We start from the raw sequence: 16835 nt of genomic DNA, 5'->3' as shown, positions 1-16835 counted from the left end.
ACGGGTGTACTCACTAAGGTTTAGCGCATTGGGTTGGTGAACCCACACCTTTCCATAGAGTTGTACCATCGGTGAGTGATAGTGGCACAAAGGCTAGCCCTTGGCTCATATTGGCTGGTGGTAAATCGGTTTCTAACTCATACATGCCCATGGGCATAGCCCCCGACGTCGCATTGATGGCTGTTTGCGCGGCCGCAAGGCTTGAGTAGCGCAGCCCCAACATATCAAAGTGGCTGCGCCAATCTTTGCCTGTAAGCTGACTCAAAGACACCAAGATAAAATCATTTCCGGGGATATCCTTCACGGTTTTTCCGCCGTAGACACTATTGCCGTCAAATGGGAACTGGCTAAAGCCCAGTTTGCTGCGGTTCGCTTCCCAATCACTGGGGTTATTGGCATACTTTCCGAACATACGACTGTGTTGATACAGCAAGGTAAAGAGATTAAAGCCATTGTTCAGCATGGTGCCATCGCTTAGCGTCAGGCCGTGAGCCTTTAGTGCCATTTGAATGTAAAACGCCATACGATAGCCGTTATGCACCGCATAAGCATTGCTGGCCCAAGGTGCTGTGTATCTGTCTTCGCCCGCATCGATCACTTTACAGTTAGCGCCAAACACCACGCGTTTACCGCTGGTATCTTTTGTGCCCGCGGCATCGGACATAAACACATAGAAGAGATCTTTGTGGTTCATGTGGCCATCAGTAACCGTACCTGTATTGCCATCGCGCAGATAATGGGTTTTCCACTTCACCACATAGGGGAAGATATTGTTGGAGTTTTCCCCTGCACGACTGCCATAGCCCGCCCAGTCGTCAGTATCACTGGCCGCGGCATATTGCACGTTGAGGCGGTTGGTTTGCAGATTGTGGCCTAACTCATGGTTATCACCCCAACCCGTTGGGTCGATATTCCATGCCGCATCCCAAGGATTACCGCTACAACCGGCGCCACAGTGGGCATTTTGGTCATAGTTAGCATGTTGGATGATACTGCGGGTATGCAAACTATTGTCGATACAGTCATCGCCAAACAGCCCTTTGCAGGCCGACAGCACATCGGCGGGTAAGGATTCACTTAAACTCTTACCTTGAATTTTAAGGCCAGCTAAGGTGTAAACGCTGTTGATATGATCATCGACAATACTGCTGAGTAGCGCGTTTACATCGGGCATATCGGTGCCAATCGCGTTTAAGAAGCGGTCACGACGCAGATGCTGCTCTGCACCATCGGTGCGCAAGTCCACATGGGGTAATTCGGTATTTTGAATGCGATCGTTAAAGGCCGCGATTTCAGCTGGATTGGTAAAATCCATAATGCTTGGATGTTTAGCCACATTTTGTGCATTCACATCGACATTGAGTGCGCCTTCACCGCCACTGATGTAGAGGTAAATGGGGCCACCATAGGGGGAGGAAAACTCAATACTTCTTCCTTGTGCTAAGCGCAGGCGTTGCTGTGCCAGCTCCAATGGGCCACGGTAGATTTTCTGTTCAAAGGCACGGTTGGTGTTGCGTCTGTGGTAGTTAAGTTTGATCTCCACATTCGCAGTGCTGCTGTCGAGGCGAGTGAGTTTGATGGTTTGACCCGGCAGCGCATACCAGCCCGTGGTCGTCCATTGACCTGCATAGGGTACACCAATGGTTTTACGTTCTGTGACGGTCGCAGGGTAAGCGTAGTGCGCATTGCTGCCCTTGCTGAGGTTGGCTCTGTCAGTAACATATTCGCCCAAATCTGGCTGGGCTAAGTTATGGGCGCGGGCGTAGCTTACGGTCCAATCGGCAAACAGTGCCTGCTGCCATTGTGCGTGCTCGCTGTAGGCTATGGGATAGTCAATCTCGCTGCGATACTTATCGGCGAGGAGCAGTCCGGCCTTCATCAAGGGGAAGTCTGCCTTGGTAAACACATCAATTGTATTGTTATCTAAGGTTTCGGCATTGCTGCGATACCAATCGGCACCCGCCTTGAACGAGTCAACAAAGACGGCAGCATTGCAGCTGAGATAATTGCCTGTGCAGTCGTTAAGTACTGAGGTGTCGAAGCTTGCTTCATTGAGTTTGCCGAGCAGATTATGCACCTTGGTCAGGGCTGTATCTTCGGCCAAAATGTCGATCACACTGAGATTGTTGGCATTAAGTTCTGACCAGTAATTGCCCGAGGTAGAAAGTCCCATTTCGAGGTAAAGCGGTGAGAGCATCGGGCTTTGATTGCGCCAGTAGTTAGAGACCAGCAAGGGAATACCCGCCGCTTTAGCCTTAGCGATAGCGGCTTTAATGCCTGCAAAACCCAAAGATTGACGGTCTATGTCACTGATAACGATTAAATCCGGCTTTAGGGTATCGATACAATTAGCCAGTTCACTGTAGTCACAGCTATTTGCGGCATTAATGCTATGGGCTGCGGGGTAGTTGTTTGTAAGCCAAGTGCGAATACCTTCGTTATGGGGAAAGTACCAACTGTCGGCTTTGCTCGGCATTTGGGCTGTCACTATGCTGAGACCATCGGTTTTATCGGCGCCTTTGGTCAGCCAGCCTAAAAGATTTTTCAGCAAAGTATCGGTTTGAGCCGAGGTGTTGATGGAAAAGAGATTCCCCGCCATGGCCGCATATCTTTGCCCCTGTTGCTCGCCTGCCATCACTAAGCCGCGAACCGCGCTTGCACCACTGCCATCGACATTCGATGGCAAGACAGTAAAAGTGTTCTCCGGCATAAAGCTCGAAAAAGTAATAGAGTCATGGGTCGGGTGCCAAGAGATGCTGCTACCGACACCTTGATATAACTGATTTATCTCGGTTTTGCGTTTAACATCGATATTGGCGAGTTCGGTGATACTGAAATCAATTAACTCACTCGCACTCGCAAGCCTGTGATCTTGATGTTTGATGGCATTTTCGGCATTACTGATAAATGTCGGCGTGATAGTGCAGTCCGCCGTCATGGCCGCAGTGGTGTAAGTTAGCGCATTGAGCGAGCCACCACAGCCAGTAATGCCTTCGAGTGCAAAGCCGGTATCGGCAGTAATGCTAAAGATGGCGCTTTTACCCGACTCTACTTTTTGACTGCTTGGCTCTAAGGCTCCGCCACTTGCCGATACACTACTGGCGGTGTATTGCACCGACGCGGGAGGTTGGACTGGAGGCTGAGTGGGTGGTGTTATCGTGTCAGCATCTTCTGAGCCACCGCATCCGCTAAGCAGTATGGCGATGGAGGCACACAGCAGTCTAATCCTCATGGGCGATCCTTAGTGTTTAGGCATTTAACATTCGGTCGACATTGTATCTTGCCGCCTTCATTTTCAATAGGTTTAATTATATTATTTTATTTAAAATCATTATCTTATAATTGACGATCGTCAAAATTCAGGCATAAAAAAACCGGCGTTAAGCCGGTTTAATGAATTCAAAGAGTCGTTAATCTTGCTGTTCACGGGCGATTGCACGGTAACCAATATCGGTACGGAAATACACATCGTCCCAGTGGATTTCATCAACCAATTTATAGGCAGCTTTCTGCGCTTCGGTCACTGTGTTACCCAGTGCGGTAGCGCAGAGGACGCGTCCACCGTTGGTGACCACGTGGCCGTCTTTCATCTCAGTACCCGCATGGAAGACTTTGCCGTTGTTATCGCCAAGGCTTAGACCGTCGATAACATCACCCTTGCGATACTCATCAGGATAACCGCCTGCGGCTAATACCACACCAACAGCTGCGCGCTCGTCGTATTCAGCGGTGACTTTATCTAACTCGCCACGGGTAGCGGCTAAACAGAGTTCCACTAAATCAGATTTTAACCGCATCATAATTGGCTGAGTTTCTGGATCGCCGAAGCGGCAATTGTACTCAAGCACTTTGGCGCTGCCATCGGGCGCTATCATCAAACCTGCATACAAAAAGCCGGTGTAGACATTGCCTTCTGCCGCCATTCCATCCACCGTTGGGCGGATCACGTTGGCCACTGTCCAGTCGTGCACGGCTTGAGTCACCACAGGTGCAGGTGAGTAAGCGCCCATACCGCCAGTGTTTGGACCATAGTCACCATTATCACGGGCCTTATGATCTTGGCTGGTTGCCATTGGCAGAATGTTTTTGCCATCGACCATAACGATAAAGCTAGCTTCTTCGCCTTTAAGAAATTCTTCAATGACGACGCGCGAACCGGCATCGCCAAACTTATTACCGGCGAGCATATCATCAATTGCTGCATCCGCTTCGGCCTGGTCTTGGGCGATGATCACACCTTTACCCGCCGCTAAACCATCGGCTTTGATGACGACGGGATAACCCGTTGTGGCCGTTAACTCACGCACAAAGGCTTTGGCGTCGCTGATCTCAGTGCAGTTTTTGTAACCTGCCGTAGGGATATTGTGGCGGGCTAGAAAGTCCTTAGTGAACGCTTTTGAACCTTCGAGCTGCGCTGCCGCCTTCGTTGGGCCAAAAATCGGCAAACCTGCCGCATTGAACGCATCGACGACACCAATCACTAATGGCGCTTCTGGGCCGACTATGGTCAGTTCGATGTGATTGGTTTTGGCGAAATCGAGCAGAGCAGGAATGTCGGTAGCGCTGATCGCCAAATTTTCAACCTTAGGTTCTAGGGCTGTACCCGCATTGCCTGGCGCAACATAGACAGTTTCAACTTGAGCCGATTGGGCAGCTTTCCATGCGAGGGCATGTTCACGACCGCCGCCACCAATAACTAATACTTTCATTGTAAAACTCCCATGAATCGAAATTGATAAGGGCCTAGAATCTCGCTCCTAGGCCCTAGTGGCATTAGTGACGGAAGTGGCGCATGCCCGTCATCACCATGGCCATGCCGTGCTCATCTGCTGCGGCGATAATTTCAGCATCGCGCATTGATCCACCCGGTTGGATGATGCAGCTAATGCCCGCCGCCGCTGCGGCATCGATACCGTCACGGAAGGGGAAGAAGGCATCGGAGGCCATCACAGAATTCACTACTTCTAAACCTTCATCGGCGGCCTTGATACCGGCGATCTTGGCACTGTAAACGCGGCTCATTTGGCCTGCGCCAACACCGATAGTCATACCGTCTTTGGCGTAGACAATCGCATTAGATTTAACGAACTTAGCCACTTTCCAGCAGAACATTAAGTCTTTCAGTTCACTTGCAGTCGGTTGACGTTTAGTGACCACTTTAATGTCACTTAAGCCAACCATGCCTTGGTCACGGTCTTGAACCAGTAAGCCGCCGTTAACGCGTTTGTAGTCTAAGGTTTGGGTCTTAGTGTTCCACTGACCACATTCCAATAAACGCACGTTGGTCTTCTTCGCCACCACATCGCGCGCCGCTTGGCTGACGCTTGGGGCGATAATCACTTCAACGAATTGACGTTCAACGATAGCACTCGCCGTCGCAGCATCTAACTCGCCGTTGAAGGCGATAATGCCACCGAAGGCTGACGTTGGGTCAGTTTGATAGGCGCGGTTATAGGCATCGAGCAGGTCTTTACCCAGTGCAACACCACATGGGTTAGCGTGTTTTACGATAACGCAGGCAGGCTCACTGAATTCTTTTACACACTCAAGGGCAGCGTCGGTATCGGCAATGTTGTTATAAGACAAGGCTTTGCCTTGTAATTGAATTGCAGTCGCCACAGAGGCTTCATCAATTTTCGTGTCGACATAGAAAGCCGCCGCTTGATGGCTGTTTTCGCCATAGCGTAAGTCTTGCTTCTTCACTAATTGAGTGTTGAAGGTGCGTGGGAACTTAGAGTCTTCGAAACATTCGTCCGTGCTGTGTGCAGGAACCATAGTGCCGAAGTAGTTGGCGATCATGCCATCGTAACCCGCGGTGTGCTCAAAGGCTGCAATCGCTAAGTCAAAACGCGTCGCATGGGTGGTGCTGCCATTGTTTGCCGTCATTTCCGCCAGTACGCGTGAATAATCGGCCGCATTAACGACAATGGTGACGTCTTTGTGGTTTTTTGCCGCTGCACGCACCATAGTTGGGCCACCAATATCGATATTTTCGATAGCGTCTTCTAAGGTACAACCGGCTTTAGCCACAGTTTCAGCGAAGGGGTAAAGGTTAACCGCAACCAGATCGATGGCATTGATGTTGTTGGCAGCCATAACGCTTTCATCAAGACCGCGACGCGCCAAGATGCCGCCGTGCACTTTAGGGTGCAGCGTCTTAACACGACCGTCCATGATCTCAGGGTGTCCTGTGTAATCAGATACTTCGATAACAGGCACGCCGTTATCCGCTAACAGGCGAGCGGTGCCGCCAGTTGATAACAGCTCCACACCTTGGGCGTGAAGTGCTTTGGCGAACTCGAGAATTCCGGTTTTATCTGAAACGCTTAACAGCGCGCGACGAATGGGTCTGGCATTATTTGCAGCAGTCATTTGGGTACAGGGTCCAGTTATTTTAGTTTCAAGGATCTTTCGGAAAACAGGACAGCCTTAGCGCTGCCCCGCTTTCCAAAAGTCCCTTGGTCCTATTTTTACTTTATTAGCTAACTTTTTATCCCTTCATCACGGCGCGCGTATTCTACCGTAAAACTGCATTTACGGGTGTTTTTTCTGCGTGATTTCACAATATTCATATCAGAACAAAGTGACGTGACTCGGCTGACTTTATGTAAAGTATAAATTACCCCTTGACCTTGGAGTAGGCTCTAAGGTTTATACTCGCACTATTGAGTTGTATGCTGGAAATGATCCCTGAGTCGTGGATTATTTCGCAAAGGATGAAGACATGTATCGTATTGGTGAGCTGGCGGATGTGTGTGAGGTAAAAGCCGACACGTTGAGATTCTATGAGAAGCACGGCCTGCTCGCGCCTTCGAGCCGTACCGAGTCTGGCTATCGGGTGTATACCGAGGCCGATGCCGCGCGACTGCGTTTTATCTTACGGGCGAAGGCCGTGGGTTTTACTCTCAATGAAATCAGTGAATTGCTTTCAATCGAACTCGATAAATCTAACCGCGTTTGCGCCGATGTAAAGGGCATGGTCGATATTAAATTGGCCCAAGTGCAGGCCAAAATCGCCGAGCTGAACCATTTTCAAACCAGTTTGCAGAGTCTGTCCGATGCCTGTTGCGGCGGGCCGCGTAGCGCCGAACATTGCTCTATCTTAGAGGCGTTGGAATCCAGTACTGAGCGGGTACGTGTTGAGCATCACTCTCACGATGGAAATCAGCATGAAACACATCAGCACAAAGCACATCAAAATGAGTCGCACCAGCATACTCACGGCAAAACAATCCATGATGAGTCAGGGAATTAATTATGTTATTGAAAAATTTTATTGATCTGTTTTTAGACTCGGCACCTTGGTTGTTATTGGGCTTGATTCTGGCTGGACTACTAAAGGTATTCGTGCCAATGGCGTGGATGCAAAAGCAGCTCGGCGGTCACGGTTTTAAAACTGTGGTGAAGGCGGCGCTGCTGGGGGCGCCGCTGCCTTTATGTTCCTGTGGCGTGATCCCTGCCGCGGTAGGGCTGCGCCGCTCAGGTGCCTCTAAAGCGGCAACGACTTCCTTTTTAGTCTCTACGCCAGAAACGGGCGTCGATTCTGTGACAGTTTCCTATGTGTTACTCGGCCCCTTTATGGCGATCGTTAGGCCTATTGCGGCCGTTACCAGTGCGATTGTCGCTGGCTTACTCGTTGGCCGCGATGACGACGATGGTAAGCCTGCTGCGAAGACAGCAGCACAGGAGGAACTGGTCCCTGCGGCGTCTTGCTGCGGATCAAAATCAGTGGCTCAGCCTGCAATGGTAAAAACGGAAGCGGTCAAGAGCTGCTGTTCATCGACTAAGGATCAAGTCGTCGCGCCCGTTAAACCTCAGTCGTCCTGTTGCAGCAGTGATGGGGCTAATGCTCAAAAATCCGAGCAACAGGCGAAGATTAAAATGACGCCTATGGCGGCGCCGAGCTTAATGGCTGGTTCTCCCAGTTTAATGACTGTGGGTGGCCAAACGATGGGATCTGTGGCTAAGGTCAATGCAGTTAAAGCCGAAAGCACGGGTTCATGTTGTGGTAGCCAAGCCGCTGAGCCTGAAAAAATTGTTGTGGTGAAAAAAGGCGCCTGCTGTGGCACTTCAAACAAGGCTGTATCTGATACTCATGCTTCAGCTCAAGCGGATAGTTGCTGCGCTTCGACTCAAGATATGGCGACCGAGTTTAAGTCGCAATCCATATTAAGCCGTGTCGGTATTGGCCTTAAATATGCTGCCACGGATTTAGTGCGTGATACAACTCTGTGGCTGTTGGTGGGATTATTCTTTGCTGCACTGGTACAAACCTATGTTCCCGCAGACTTTTTAGCTAAGTGGGGCGACGGTATCTTAGCCATGTTAGTTATGGTTCTGGTGTCAGTTCCTATGTATATCTGCGCAACGGCATCGACTCCGATTGCTGCAGGGCTATTACTCGCGGGTGTGTCCCCCGGCGCAGTGCTGGTGTTTATGATGGCGGGACCCGCGACCAATATCGCCACCTTAGGTGTGGTGACTAAGGAGTTAGGTAAGCGCGCACTCTATGGTTATCTTGGTGGTGTACTTGGTGTGGCCTTAGTCGCGGGGGTTTTAGTCAATTATCTGGTGGATACCTTTGGCTTTGTGGTGATGCCACAGATTGGTGAGCAGCACCAAATATTACCGCAGTGGTTAGTGGCAACCTCGGGCATATTGCTGGCGTTATTAATGGCAAAAGTGGTATTTGAAAAGATCCCTAGAAGTTGGGTCCGCCGCAGTGATTGCTGTTCTTAATCGGCTCATTGAGCACTATCGGGTGAGTTAATAAAAAATCCCAGTGTTAGTCTAACACTGGGATTTTTTATTGTCGGTTAACACCCAAAGCTAATTGGCTTTTTTCACATCGATAAAGGGCAGAGTGCCCGTTGGCAGCATGGTCGTCGGTAGTTTACCGTCCCATTTTTCTGCCTTAGTTAATTCAACTAAGTTTTGATTTTGTGCCAATGCCTCGGCGCGACTCTTAATTGCAGAGGCTTCTGCATCACCTTTAATGCGAATACTTTCGGCTTCGGCCTTGGCGCGGGCTAATTGGGAGTCAGCCTGTGCCTGTGCTTGAGTGACAGCAATTTGCGCGCTGACTCTTTCTTTCTCAAGGTTTTGCAATTGAGTTTGCACTTCAACTTCGGCGCGCATTCTATCTTCGACGGACTTTTCATAGGCATTTGAAAAATCAATGTTTTCAATTTGTACTGAGGTGATTTCCACCGGTCCTTTAACGGATTGGGTAATAGCGTTAGTAACATCGATACCAAATTTTATCCGCTCCTGCACCACTGAGATCGCCGTGTATTTACCAAAAATATTTTCCACTTGAGTGGGGACTTGTCTGTCGAGTAGGCGAGCCACCATGGCATCGATACTTTTAAAGTTTGCATAAACTTCTTCGACGCGATCAGGTGGGATGTTAAAGGTGACCGAAGCCTTGAGTGTGGCGGGTTGTTGATCGCGGCTATAGGCCTGCAGTGAGCCGTAACTGGTGGTATGGGTTTGGGTGGAGATTTTAACCACAGTATCAAAGATGGGAAGTTTAAAGCCAAGCCCAGGCTCGGCAGTGCCGATGATCTTACCGTTACGCAGAATCACCCCGCGCTCACCTTGGTCAACCGTGTACCAACTGCCAAAGAGTGAAATAAACAGGATCAGTAAAATCACCAGGGGGATGATTTTAGAGAGGCCAATAGAGCTTGGCAGGTTAAGTTCAGTTTTTATCATGTCGCTTCCTTTGCTGATATGTTGCGATGGCGAGTTTATTGGGGCTAAATACGGTTTAGTTTTAATCACTTGGCGTTACATTTTGCAGTGAAATGTATCTTAATGGTTAACATGAGGCAACAAGACTGCATTGGACTTGTCGATGTGTGACTCAGATGCCATTGCTTATCCTTACAGTGTAAATGTTATTGCGAACTATTCTCACCAAAGTTAGAGTCCCGAAATTAACTCAATTTTCTATCATTTCGCCCAGTTATTGCTTTGTGGGAATGAGGCGCAAAGGGGTAGAGCTCAGTGGGTTTAGTTGTGCTAACACTTTGTCGTAAGAGGATAAATCACCGTGTTGCAACTCATCTTTTTGTTGTCGACGATGACGGCTTGCCTGTTGTGTTATCTGACCAATAAGCAGCAAAAACTATTAGTCCGCCCTTTGCCTAAGCGGCCTTGGCGGTTACTCGCCTACGGGCTTGCCCTCGTCAGCTTGATTGGTTTGCTGAGTCTGTTCACCTTCAGTGCCGCAATGTTTATCTGGATAGCCCTACTGATGTTGCTCTCGGGCTTAGTGCCTTTTATCTCTCTTATCGGTCGGAAATAAGCCATGGCGCGTTTAGCTGAAAAGGACAAGTTACAACCCGACTGGTGGACTAAGTCACTGGCGGGGTTAGTGTTAGGTTTTACCTTAGCTTTGGGTCTAGTGGGATTATTTGCCTGGTTTGGCCCGGGTGGAATCGATGCCGATACTAAGGTGCAGGTCAATATGTGGTTGATCGCGCCCATCTGGCTGTTGATCTTAAGTTTTAGTTTTCTCTTTAAAACCGGGTTACGGGCCTTTGGTTATTTAGGTTCGCTTAATATTTTGACTTATATAGTTTTATATACCTTCAGGTGATAAGGGATGAAAGTTCGCAGTGATGTGTTAAGGGTGTATCAGTCTATCCATATTTGGACAGGGATCATCGCCGGAATCGTATTGTTTATCGGTTTTTATGCCGGATCGCTCACTATGTTTAAGGGGGCGATTGACGCTTGGTCAATGCCGCCCTCTGTGACTTTGCCGCAAGTCTCAACCGATAGGCTCGATGAGTTAGTGTCGCAGGTGTTAGCACTGGACGATAAGGCGAAAAACGGCTTTAGTTTGCACTTGAATGATCAGCATCAGTCGCCCATGACCTGGTATCAACAGGGCTCGGAGCGTGAACTCAGCATGAGCAACCAACTTTGGCATGCCAGCCTCGACGAGCAGGGGCAATTAGTGACTCAACTGAGTACGCCAAGCGAGCTGGCCGAGCTGATTGACCAATTGCACCGCACTGCGGGTATTGCGGGTGAAGTGGGCCACGATCAGGCGGGTGTCTATGTGCTTGGTGCTGCAGCTTTTTTATACTTCTTGGCACTGATTTCTGGGGTGATTTTTTTACTGCCGACCCTAACCAAAAGCTTTTTCGCCCTGCGTAAAGATAAAGGCGAGAGTCGTTTCTGGCTCGACGCCCATAACTTAGTCGGTATTACCAGCCTGCCATTTCATCTGGTGATCAGTCTGACTGTGGTAGTGTTTGCCTTCCATGATCAGCTATACGATGGGCTTAAGCATGCGGTTTACGGTGAAAAACCGCTCTTTGCCCAGCCCGCACCCGACAGAACGCCCTACACTCTCGCCGATCTACCTAAGATCAGCACCATTCTGGCTAAGGTGCAGGATCTTGCCCCCGAGTATCAAGTGCATGAAATGACCTTTATGAACTTGAATAATCCCCGTGCGACCCTACGTTTGGGCTTATATAACCCCAATGGCTTTATGCGTGGGCCTGTAACCGACTACTTATATATGCATCCTTACAGCCTCAAAGTCTCTAATAGCACTTTTGACCCCAGTGAAAAAGGGATGTGGGCGAGAACCGTTGCGGTATTCTTTGGGCTCCACTTTGGCAGTTATGGCGGCTCCCTCGGGCGCTGGGTGTATTTTTTCTTAGGCTTGAGCGGCGCCTTTTTATTTTACAGCGGTAACTTGCTGTGGCTGGAGAAGCGCCGTAAAAAACAGGCGAGTGAACAGACCCGTGCCTGCCGTTTAATGGCGAGTGCGACCGTGGGGATTTGCCTAGGATCGGTTGCCGCTCTGGCGGTGAGCATGCTGTTGGGGAAGTGGTTATATGTACACGTGAGCAATATCAATCACATATACCTGTGGCTGTATTATCTCGTGTTCGCAGTCTTAGTGATTTATGCCTTTTGGCGCGGCGCCGCGAAGGCGGCACTGCTGATTTTACCTTTGTGCGCCTTGGCTACTTTGGCAATGCCAATCACTTCTTTCGTTGCAGTATGGATGCCAAGTTTAGGCTTATGGGCGCCTTATTCTACGGCGACATGGGGTGTAGATCTGGTAGCGTTAGTCTTTAGTGGCGCGTTCTTTTATGGCTATAGGCTTACTCGGCATAGGGTGCTTAATGGCCCGCAGGACAGCGTCTGGGCCATTCCTGTTACAGGAGCAAAAAGCCCAGATTTTTTAGTGGGTTGAGCTAATATCATATTGTTCACCAGCGGCACCCAAACAGATAAAAATAAACAGGAGGCGAGGTTTTATGCTCGCCGCAGCCTTGCATCATCAAAAGATTAATACCTTGATCGCCCCCAAATTGTTGCTGATCTCTAAAGGTTGACTCAGTATTGCCTGCTTGATGTTGTTTGGGGTCACGGCTGCTGTCCATGTGGATCAGCAATACCGCGACCACGGCGATGATGTTGCCCTTAGCGCTGGGTATTTTTATGGGTGAAGCACAAATTAGCTATAGCTCTTTAGCCATTGATCGAACGCCGATCTGGGTAAGGCTCCGGCTTGCTGTGCGAGGAGTTGCCCTTGCTTGAAAATCATTAAAGTCGGAATGGAGCGGATATTAAATTGGGCCGCCAGCGCTTGTTGTTCCTCGGTATTAATCTTGCCGAAGCGGAATTTGGGTTCCCATACTTTTGCCGCCTCAGTAAAAACAGGCGCAAAACTTTTACAGGGGCCGCACCAGCTTGCCCAAAAATCGACGACTAGAGGCAACTCTGACTTATGGGCGTGATTGCTGAAATTGGCGCTTGTAAGCTCGATAGGCGCAGCGGCAAACACACTGCGTTTACATTTACCACAGGTCGGCTGCTCAGTTAACCGCTCGTTGGGCACGCGGTTTAAGGTGTCACAGTGGGGGCAAGCGATAATCATAATCTAGCTCCTAAGCTTGAGGGATAATCTCAATATGGGGATGAATAGGTGGAATTTAAAGGAGGATAGGACCAAGTGATATAGTCCTAAGCCACAAAATCCCCTACGCACGCCGACAAGCAGACCTACCGATGTTAGAATAGGCACTTTGATGAGTCACTTGTATTAAGTGAAGGGTAAGAGATTAATTAAATGACTGAATTAGAAGTAATAGATCTGGTTGTCGGCGAAGGGAAAGAAGCCGTAAAGGGCGCGTTGATCACCACCCAATACCGCGGCTCTTTGCAGGATGGTACCCAATTTGATTCCTCCTATGATCGTGGTCAGCCATTTCAATGTGTGATTGGTACTGGCCGAGTGATTAAAGGCTGGGATCAAGGCATTATGGGCATGAGAGTGGGCGGTAAACGCAGGTTATTAGTCCCTGCTCATTTAGCCTATGGTGAGCGTCAAGTGGGCGCACATATTAAACCCAATTCGGATCTGACCTTCGAAATTGAGCTATTAGAAGTGCTGACCCGAGACTAATCAATGGTGTGAGTATGAGTTTGGCTCATCTTGCACAGGCGAGGATGTTACTTCGTCATTGGCTGATTTAGACTGGGTAAATCAGCCAGCCTTAAGGAAAAATATTTTTCGTGGCTTCGGATACCGCAGCGGAACAGATTAAACAGCTTCAGGCTGAAATCGCTCAACTAAAACGGGAAAACGCGAATTTAACGGCGTTGAATCGTCGTGCCGAAGAAAAACTTTTTGCCGCCCTCGATGGTAATGGCCTGTGCCTTTGGGAGCAGCATATTCCCAGTGGAAATTTAACCATATTTAATATGCGCTGGGGCGAATTATTAGGTTTCAGTCGTGAAGAACTTGCAGCCCATATCGATAGCTGGAAAAGTAAATTACACCCAGAAGATAAAGCATGGGTAATCAAAGCCTTTGAAGATCATGTCAGTGGTAAGGCCGATTACTATCAGGTAGTGCACCGAATGCTGCACAAAGATGGCAGCATCACTTGGGTGTCCGACCGGGGGCGTATCGTTGAGCGTCTTGCCGACGGCACGCCGCTGCGGATCATGGGCAGCCATATCGATATCACCCAAGAAAAACGCTATGAAATGGATTTAGCACGCTTAGCCCATAGCGATCCTTTAACAAAATTGATGAATCGCCAAGCCATCGCCAAGGCTTTCGATGACTCCTTGCGTTCGGGTATCCACGGGGCATTATTTTTTATCGATCTAGATGGTTTTAAAGCACTTAATGACCGCCATGGACATAAGTTTGGCGACAGTTTGCTGATGCATGTGGCGCATACTCTGGTGTGCCACGCGGGTGAATTAGCGCAGATTGCAAGGTTAGGTGGTGATGAATTTGTGATCTTACTGCCATCTTCCGATAGTGGATCTTTAGCTATACTCGCCCAGTCCCTGCTCGATGTGTATCGACAAAAATTTCTACTAGAAGGCTGTGAAGTGGAGATAGGCTTGAGCATCGGAATCGATATTTTTGGCGATGGTGATAGTTTTGCCGAAAGTTGCGATCGCGCCGATGCCGCCATGTACCGCGTGAAACACCAAGGAAAGCATGGATATTGTTTCTATCAGTCGCTCAAATAATGTTTCAGGCGGCCTGGTTAAGCGAGTGACAAGGTGCGCATGTAAAACTCGTGACATCTGTTATATTGCCTTGCTATTCAATTGATTAAATTAGAAATTAGATCTGATTAACATGTTATTTATTCAAAATAAAAAACCACCTTGCGGTGGTTTTTTTGCTCTTAATAGCCGTTCCAAATTATAGGAGCAGCTATTTAGCGTGTTACCTGTGATGCAGCGATTTATGGTGTCACTAGTTCAAATCGTGGATGACAGCTTACACATAAGTTTTCAGATTTCTTATGCACGTGGTGGCATTTAGCGCAATCCGTCTCGGTAGCGAAGTGACGGTTGTTATGGGGATTCGTTGGTTTCACGTCTGCTGTTTTTGCCGCGAGCTTTTCTGTGTTGTGGCATTGCACACATTTAAGCATGGGCACAGCTTGACGTTCTTCAGAGCCATGGCAACTGGCGCATTTTACCCCTTTTGCTGCGTGGGTTTGGTCGAGTAGAACACTGTCTTTTGCTAACGCGCTGCCAGCGAAAATACTCAAGACAAGAGAAAGCATAATTGTTAAGTTCTTCATTGTGTTATTCCATTGTTCATTTAACTGGATGCCCAAATATGAAGCCTCCATTTTTGATGACTTTGCGCGCTATAGTTTGGCGACGTATTTGCCGGCTAAGTAACCGAAGGTGTAACAACGGCCTAGGGACAAGCCGAATACGGTCAATGGATAGTCAACGCCACCATAGAAACCGGCTCCAAGGTTGCCGACAATGAATAAACCAGGAATTTCTTTACCATCGGCATCAAGTACTTGATGGTTTTCGTTAACGAGAATACCTGAGCATAAAGTCGAGATTCTCATACGACGGTGAATTCCGTAGAAGGGGGGCTTGAGTACTGGCACCATCTTGCTCGCAGGTTTTCCGAAGTCCTCATCCTTACCTTTCTTGCACAATTCGTTGTAACGGTTAACGTTAGCAACAAAGGTTTTTGGATCGCATTCCAGTTTCACTGCCAATTCTTCTAGCGTGTTAGCTGAATAGGTATTGATCAAAGAGGGATATACGCCTTTTTTCTCACCAGGTACCTCAGGCATGTAGGCTTTTAGCTCCTCGGGGGAATAGAGGTGGCCAGGCCAATCCTTCGCTTGCGTCATATAGTCTGAGTCAAATACTTGGGAATAATGACCAGCATTCTGCTCATCTTTCAAGTAGTTATTCATCAGAGACATCTCAACCTTCTCATTGACGAAGCGCTCACCTTTACGGTTTACTGCTAAGAATGGCATGTCGCACATTGAGGCTGGACCTGCATCGAAGTCGTGGAGCATTTTTGTGTGGCCAACGGGTTCGATTACGCCACCCGCCCAATAGGCCATAGCAAAACCGTCACCGGTACGGTCCATTTGCTTACGTTCAAAGTTTTTCAGTTCGGGGATGAAGAAGTCACACATGGCTTTGTTATTTTGATAGTCACCGGAAGACAGAATGACCCCTTTTTTAGCCAGATATTTGTGATACTTACCGTCACGAGTCTGGGCAATGACCCCGATGACCTTGCCTGATTCATCTTGGATTAGCTGCTGCGCTGGCGTATTAAAGAAGAATTTCACCCCGGCTTTTTCGGCCGTTTTAGCTAATGCGCGAATAGCATCGCCAGTGGTGTAGGGTTTAGGGCCACAGAATGATGTGACAAAATTTAAACGGTCACCTTCATCTGCAATACCACGAATACCGTGCTGTACTTTGGTTCCTTGATCGATAATTTGACCGCCACCTTGCTTAACGCGGTCAATAACCCAAGACACAGCATCACCCGAGTTGTAGGCCCATTGTCTTAGTAAACCTGGATGTGAGCGGTGGGCGTTGTCCGCCATCAAACGACTCACTAAGGCTTCGACCGCCGATTTATCACTGTTTTTTAGATCAATCCCTGAGCCAGTGTTTCCTTGGGATACGGGGATGGCTTGTTTTTGCAAACAAGCAACGCTCGCACCACTTTCTCTGGCAGAGAGAGCCGCAGGCACGCCCGAAGCACCTGCACCGACGACAACCACATCAAAGGTTTGGGTGGTAGCAATATCTTTATCAGCAATAGGTTTTGGCTTAGGCAGAAAACTTAAGGTTGCCCCACCAATCTCACCATATTCAGTGCCAACTTGAATTGGTGCGGCACTAGCAGACCCCATACCAAGACTCGCGAAGGCTAAGCCACTGCTACCTATCGCGGCTCGCGTCAGAAAACTTCTTCGAGATATACCATTTTGCAGGACGCTAGCAGTGTATTGATCAATTTCTTTCGATTCTTTACTCAT

The 16835-nt window shown here is 48.8% G+C and carries 14 protein-coding genes and 1 pseudogene; 8 read left to right on the top strand and 7 right to left on the bottom strand.

Annotation, left to right across the window (positions count from 1 at the left end; genetic code table 11):
* Positions 1-13: 13 nt before the first annotated feature.
* From SOHN41_RS15345 to purH, 3 genes are all read right to left on the bottom strand, one after another.
* The gene (locus SOHN41_RS15345; protein WP_007650720.1) at positions 14-3232 is read right to left on the bottom strand and encodes an ImpA family metalloprotease; all 3219 of its coding nucleotides are present in this window, start codon (positions 3230-3232) and stop codon (positions 14-16) included.
* Positions 3233-3410: 178 nt separating this feature from the next.
* Positions 3411-4709 carry a phosphoribosylamine--glycine ligase gene (gene purD, locus SOHN41_RS15340; RefSeq protein WP_007650719.1) on the bottom strand — a complete coding sequence of 433 codons (1299 nt, stop codon included), beginning with the start codon at positions 4707-4709 and terminating at the stop codon, positions 3411-3413.
* A 64-nt stretch (positions 4710-4773) separates the two neighbouring features.
* On the bottom strand, positions 4774-6372 hold the full coding sequence (gene purH / locus SOHN41_RS15335; protein ID WP_007650718.1) for a bifunctional phosphoribosylaminoimidazolecarboxamide formyltransferase/IMP cyclohydrolase: 1599 nt from the start codon (positions 6370-6372) through the stop codon (positions 4774-4776).
* 352 nt (positions 6373-6724) lie between these two features.
* On the opposite strand from purH, the gene zntR reads away from it, so the two are divergent.
* A complete protein-coding gene (zntR, locus tag SOHN41_RS15330; RefSeq protein ID WP_007650716.1) occupies positions 6725-7255 on the top strand; it encodes a Zn(2+)-responsive transcriptional regulator in 531 nt (176 codons plus the stop codon).
* Between the two features lie 2 nt (positions 7256-7257).
* Entirely contained in the window at positions 7258-8739 is a 1482-nt protein-coding gene (locus SOHN41_RS15325; protein ID WP_007650713.1) for an SO_0444 family Cu/Zn efflux transporter, read from the top strand.
* 90 nt (positions 8740-8829) lie between these two features.
* On the opposite strand, the gene SOHN41_RS15320 is transcribed toward SOHN41_RS15325, so the two are convergent.
* Positions 8830-9717: a prohibitin family protein gene (locus SOHN41_RS15320; RefSeq protein WP_007650708.1), complete on the bottom strand. Its 888-nt coding sequence runs from the start codon at positions 9715-9717 to the stop codon at positions 8830-8832.
* A gap of 340 nt (positions 9718-10057) precedes the next feature.
* Between SOHN41_RS15320 and SOHN41_RS15315 the strand changes: the two genes are divergently transcribed.
* From SOHN41_RS15315 to SOHN41_RS20425, 4 genes and pseudogenes are all read left to right on the top strand, one after another.
* The gene (locus SOHN41_RS15315) at positions 10058-10312 is read left to right on the top strand and encodes a hypothetical protein (RefSeq protein ID WP_007650707.1); all 255 of its coding nucleotides are present in this window, start codon (positions 10058-10060) and stop codon (positions 10310-10312) included.
* A 3-nt stretch (positions 10313-10315) separates the two neighbouring features.
* Complete coding sequence (locus SOHN41_RS15310) at positions 10316-10606, top strand: hypothetical protein (RefSeq protein ID WP_007650706.1); 291 nt, start codon at positions 10316-10318, stop codon at positions 10604-10606.
* Positions 10607-10612: 6 nt separating this feature from the next.
* Positions 10613-12229: a PepSY-associated TM helix domain-containing protein gene (locus SOHN41_RS15305; RefSeq protein WP_007650704.1), complete on the top strand. Its 1617-nt coding sequence runs from the start codon at positions 10613-10615 to the stop codon at positions 12227-12229.
* 58 nt (positions 12230-12287) lie between these two features.
* Positions 12288-12474, top strand: a pseudogene (locus tag SOHN41_RS20425) (Anion transporter); the annotation flags it as partial.
* Positions 12475-12493: 19 nt separating this feature from the next.
* Here the strand turns inward: SOHN41_RS20425 and trxC are convergent.
* Positions 12494-12916: a thioredoxin TrxC gene (gene trxC, locus SOHN41_RS15300; protein ID WP_007650702.1), complete on the bottom strand. Its 423-nt coding sequence runs from the start codon at positions 12914-12916 to the stop codon at positions 12494-12496.
* A 192-nt stretch (positions 12917-13108) separates the two neighbouring features.
* Between trxC and SOHN41_RS15295 the strand changes: the two genes are divergently transcribed.
* Positions 13109-13444 (top strand): FKBP-type peptidyl-prolyl cis-trans isomerase, encoded by a 336-nt coding sequence (locus tag SOHN41_RS15295; RefSeq protein WP_007650698.1) that lies wholly within the window; start codon positions 13109-13111, stop codon positions 13442-13444.
* Positions 13445-13554: 110 nt separating this feature from the next.
* On the top strand, positions 13555-14532 hold the full coding sequence (locus SOHN41_RS15290; RefSeq protein WP_007650696.1) for a sensor domain-containing diguanylate cyclase: 978 nt from the start codon (positions 13555-13557) through the stop codon (positions 14530-14532).
* 221 nt (positions 14533-14753) lie between these two features.
* On the opposite strand, the gene SOHN41_RS15285 is transcribed toward SOHN41_RS15290, so the two are convergent.
* Together SOHN41_RS15285 and SOHN41_RS15280 are read right to left on the bottom strand one after the other, a co-directional pair.
* Positions 14754-15098 carry a cytochrome c3 family protein gene (locus tag SOHN41_RS15285; RefSeq protein ID WP_037459337.1) on the bottom strand — a complete coding sequence of 115 codons (345 nt, stop codon included), beginning with the start codon at positions 15096-15098 and terminating at the stop codon, positions 14754-14756.
* A 69-nt stretch (positions 15099-15167) separates the two neighbouring features.
* Positions 15168-16835: an FAD-dependent oxidoreductase gene (locus SOHN41_RS15280; RefSeq protein ID WP_007650692.1), complete on the bottom strand. Its 1668-nt coding sequence runs from the start codon at positions 16833-16835 to the stop codon at positions 15168-15170.

This window comes from Shewanella sp. HN-41 (assembly GCF_000217915.1).
Taxonomy (GTDB): domain Bacteria; phylum Pseudomonadota; class Gammaproteobacteria; order Enterobacterales; family Shewanellaceae; genus Shewanella.
This window is presented reverse-complemented; position numbering and strand designations above follow the sequence as displayed.

What these genes read in the sequence shown, in the direction of transcription:
- SOHN41_RS15345 (WP_007650720.1), bottom strand. Translation starts at nt 3,232, where the DNA reads ATGAGGATTAGACTGCTGTGTGCCTCCATCGCCATACTGCTTAGCGGA.
- purD (WP_007650719.1), bottom strand. Translation starts at nt 4,709, where the DNA reads ATGAAAGTATTAGTTATTGGTGGCGGCGGTCGTGAACATGCCCTCGCA.
- purH (WP_007650718.1), bottom strand. Translation starts at nt 6,372, where the DNA reads ATGACTGCTGCAAATAATGCCAGACCCATTCGTCGCGCGCTGTTAAGC.
- zntR (WP_007650716.1), top strand. Translation starts at nt 6,725, where the DNA reads ATGTATCGTATTGGTGAGCTGGCGGATGTGTGTGAGGTAAAAGCCGAC.
- SOHN41_RS15325 (WP_007650713.1), top strand. Translation starts at nt 7,258, where the DNA reads ATGTTATTGAAAAATTTTATTGATCTGTTTTTAGACTCGGCACCTTGG.
- SOHN41_RS15320 (WP_007650708.1), bottom strand. Translation starts at nt 9,717, where the DNA reads ATGATAAAAACTGAACTTAACCTGCCAAGCTCTATTGGCCTCTCTAAA.
- SOHN41_RS15310 (WP_007650706.1), top strand. Translation starts at nt 10,316, where the DNA reads ATGGCGCGTTTAGCTGAAAAGGACAAGTTACAACCCGACTGGTGGACT.
- SOHN41_RS15305 (WP_007650704.1), top strand. Translation starts at nt 10,613, where the DNA reads ATGAAAGTTCGCAGTGATGTGTTAAGGGTGTATCAGTCTATCCATATT.
- trxC (WP_007650702.1), bottom strand. Translation starts at nt 12,916, where the DNA reads ATGATTATCGCTTGCCCCCACTGTGACACCTTAAACCGCGTGCCCAAC.
- SOHN41_RS15295 (WP_007650698.1), top strand. Translation starts at nt 13,109, where the DNA reads ATGACTGAATTAGAAGTAATAGATCTGGTTGTCGGCGAAGGGAAAGAA.
- SOHN41_RS15285 (WP_037459337.1), bottom strand. Translation starts at nt 15,098, where the DNA reads ATGAAGAACTTAACAATTATGCTTTCTCTTGTCTTGAGTATTTTCGCT.
- SOHN41_RS15280 (WP_007650692.1), bottom strand. Translation starts at nt 16,835, where the DNA reads ATGAGTAAAGAATCGAAAGAAATTGATCAATACACTGCTAGCGTCCTG.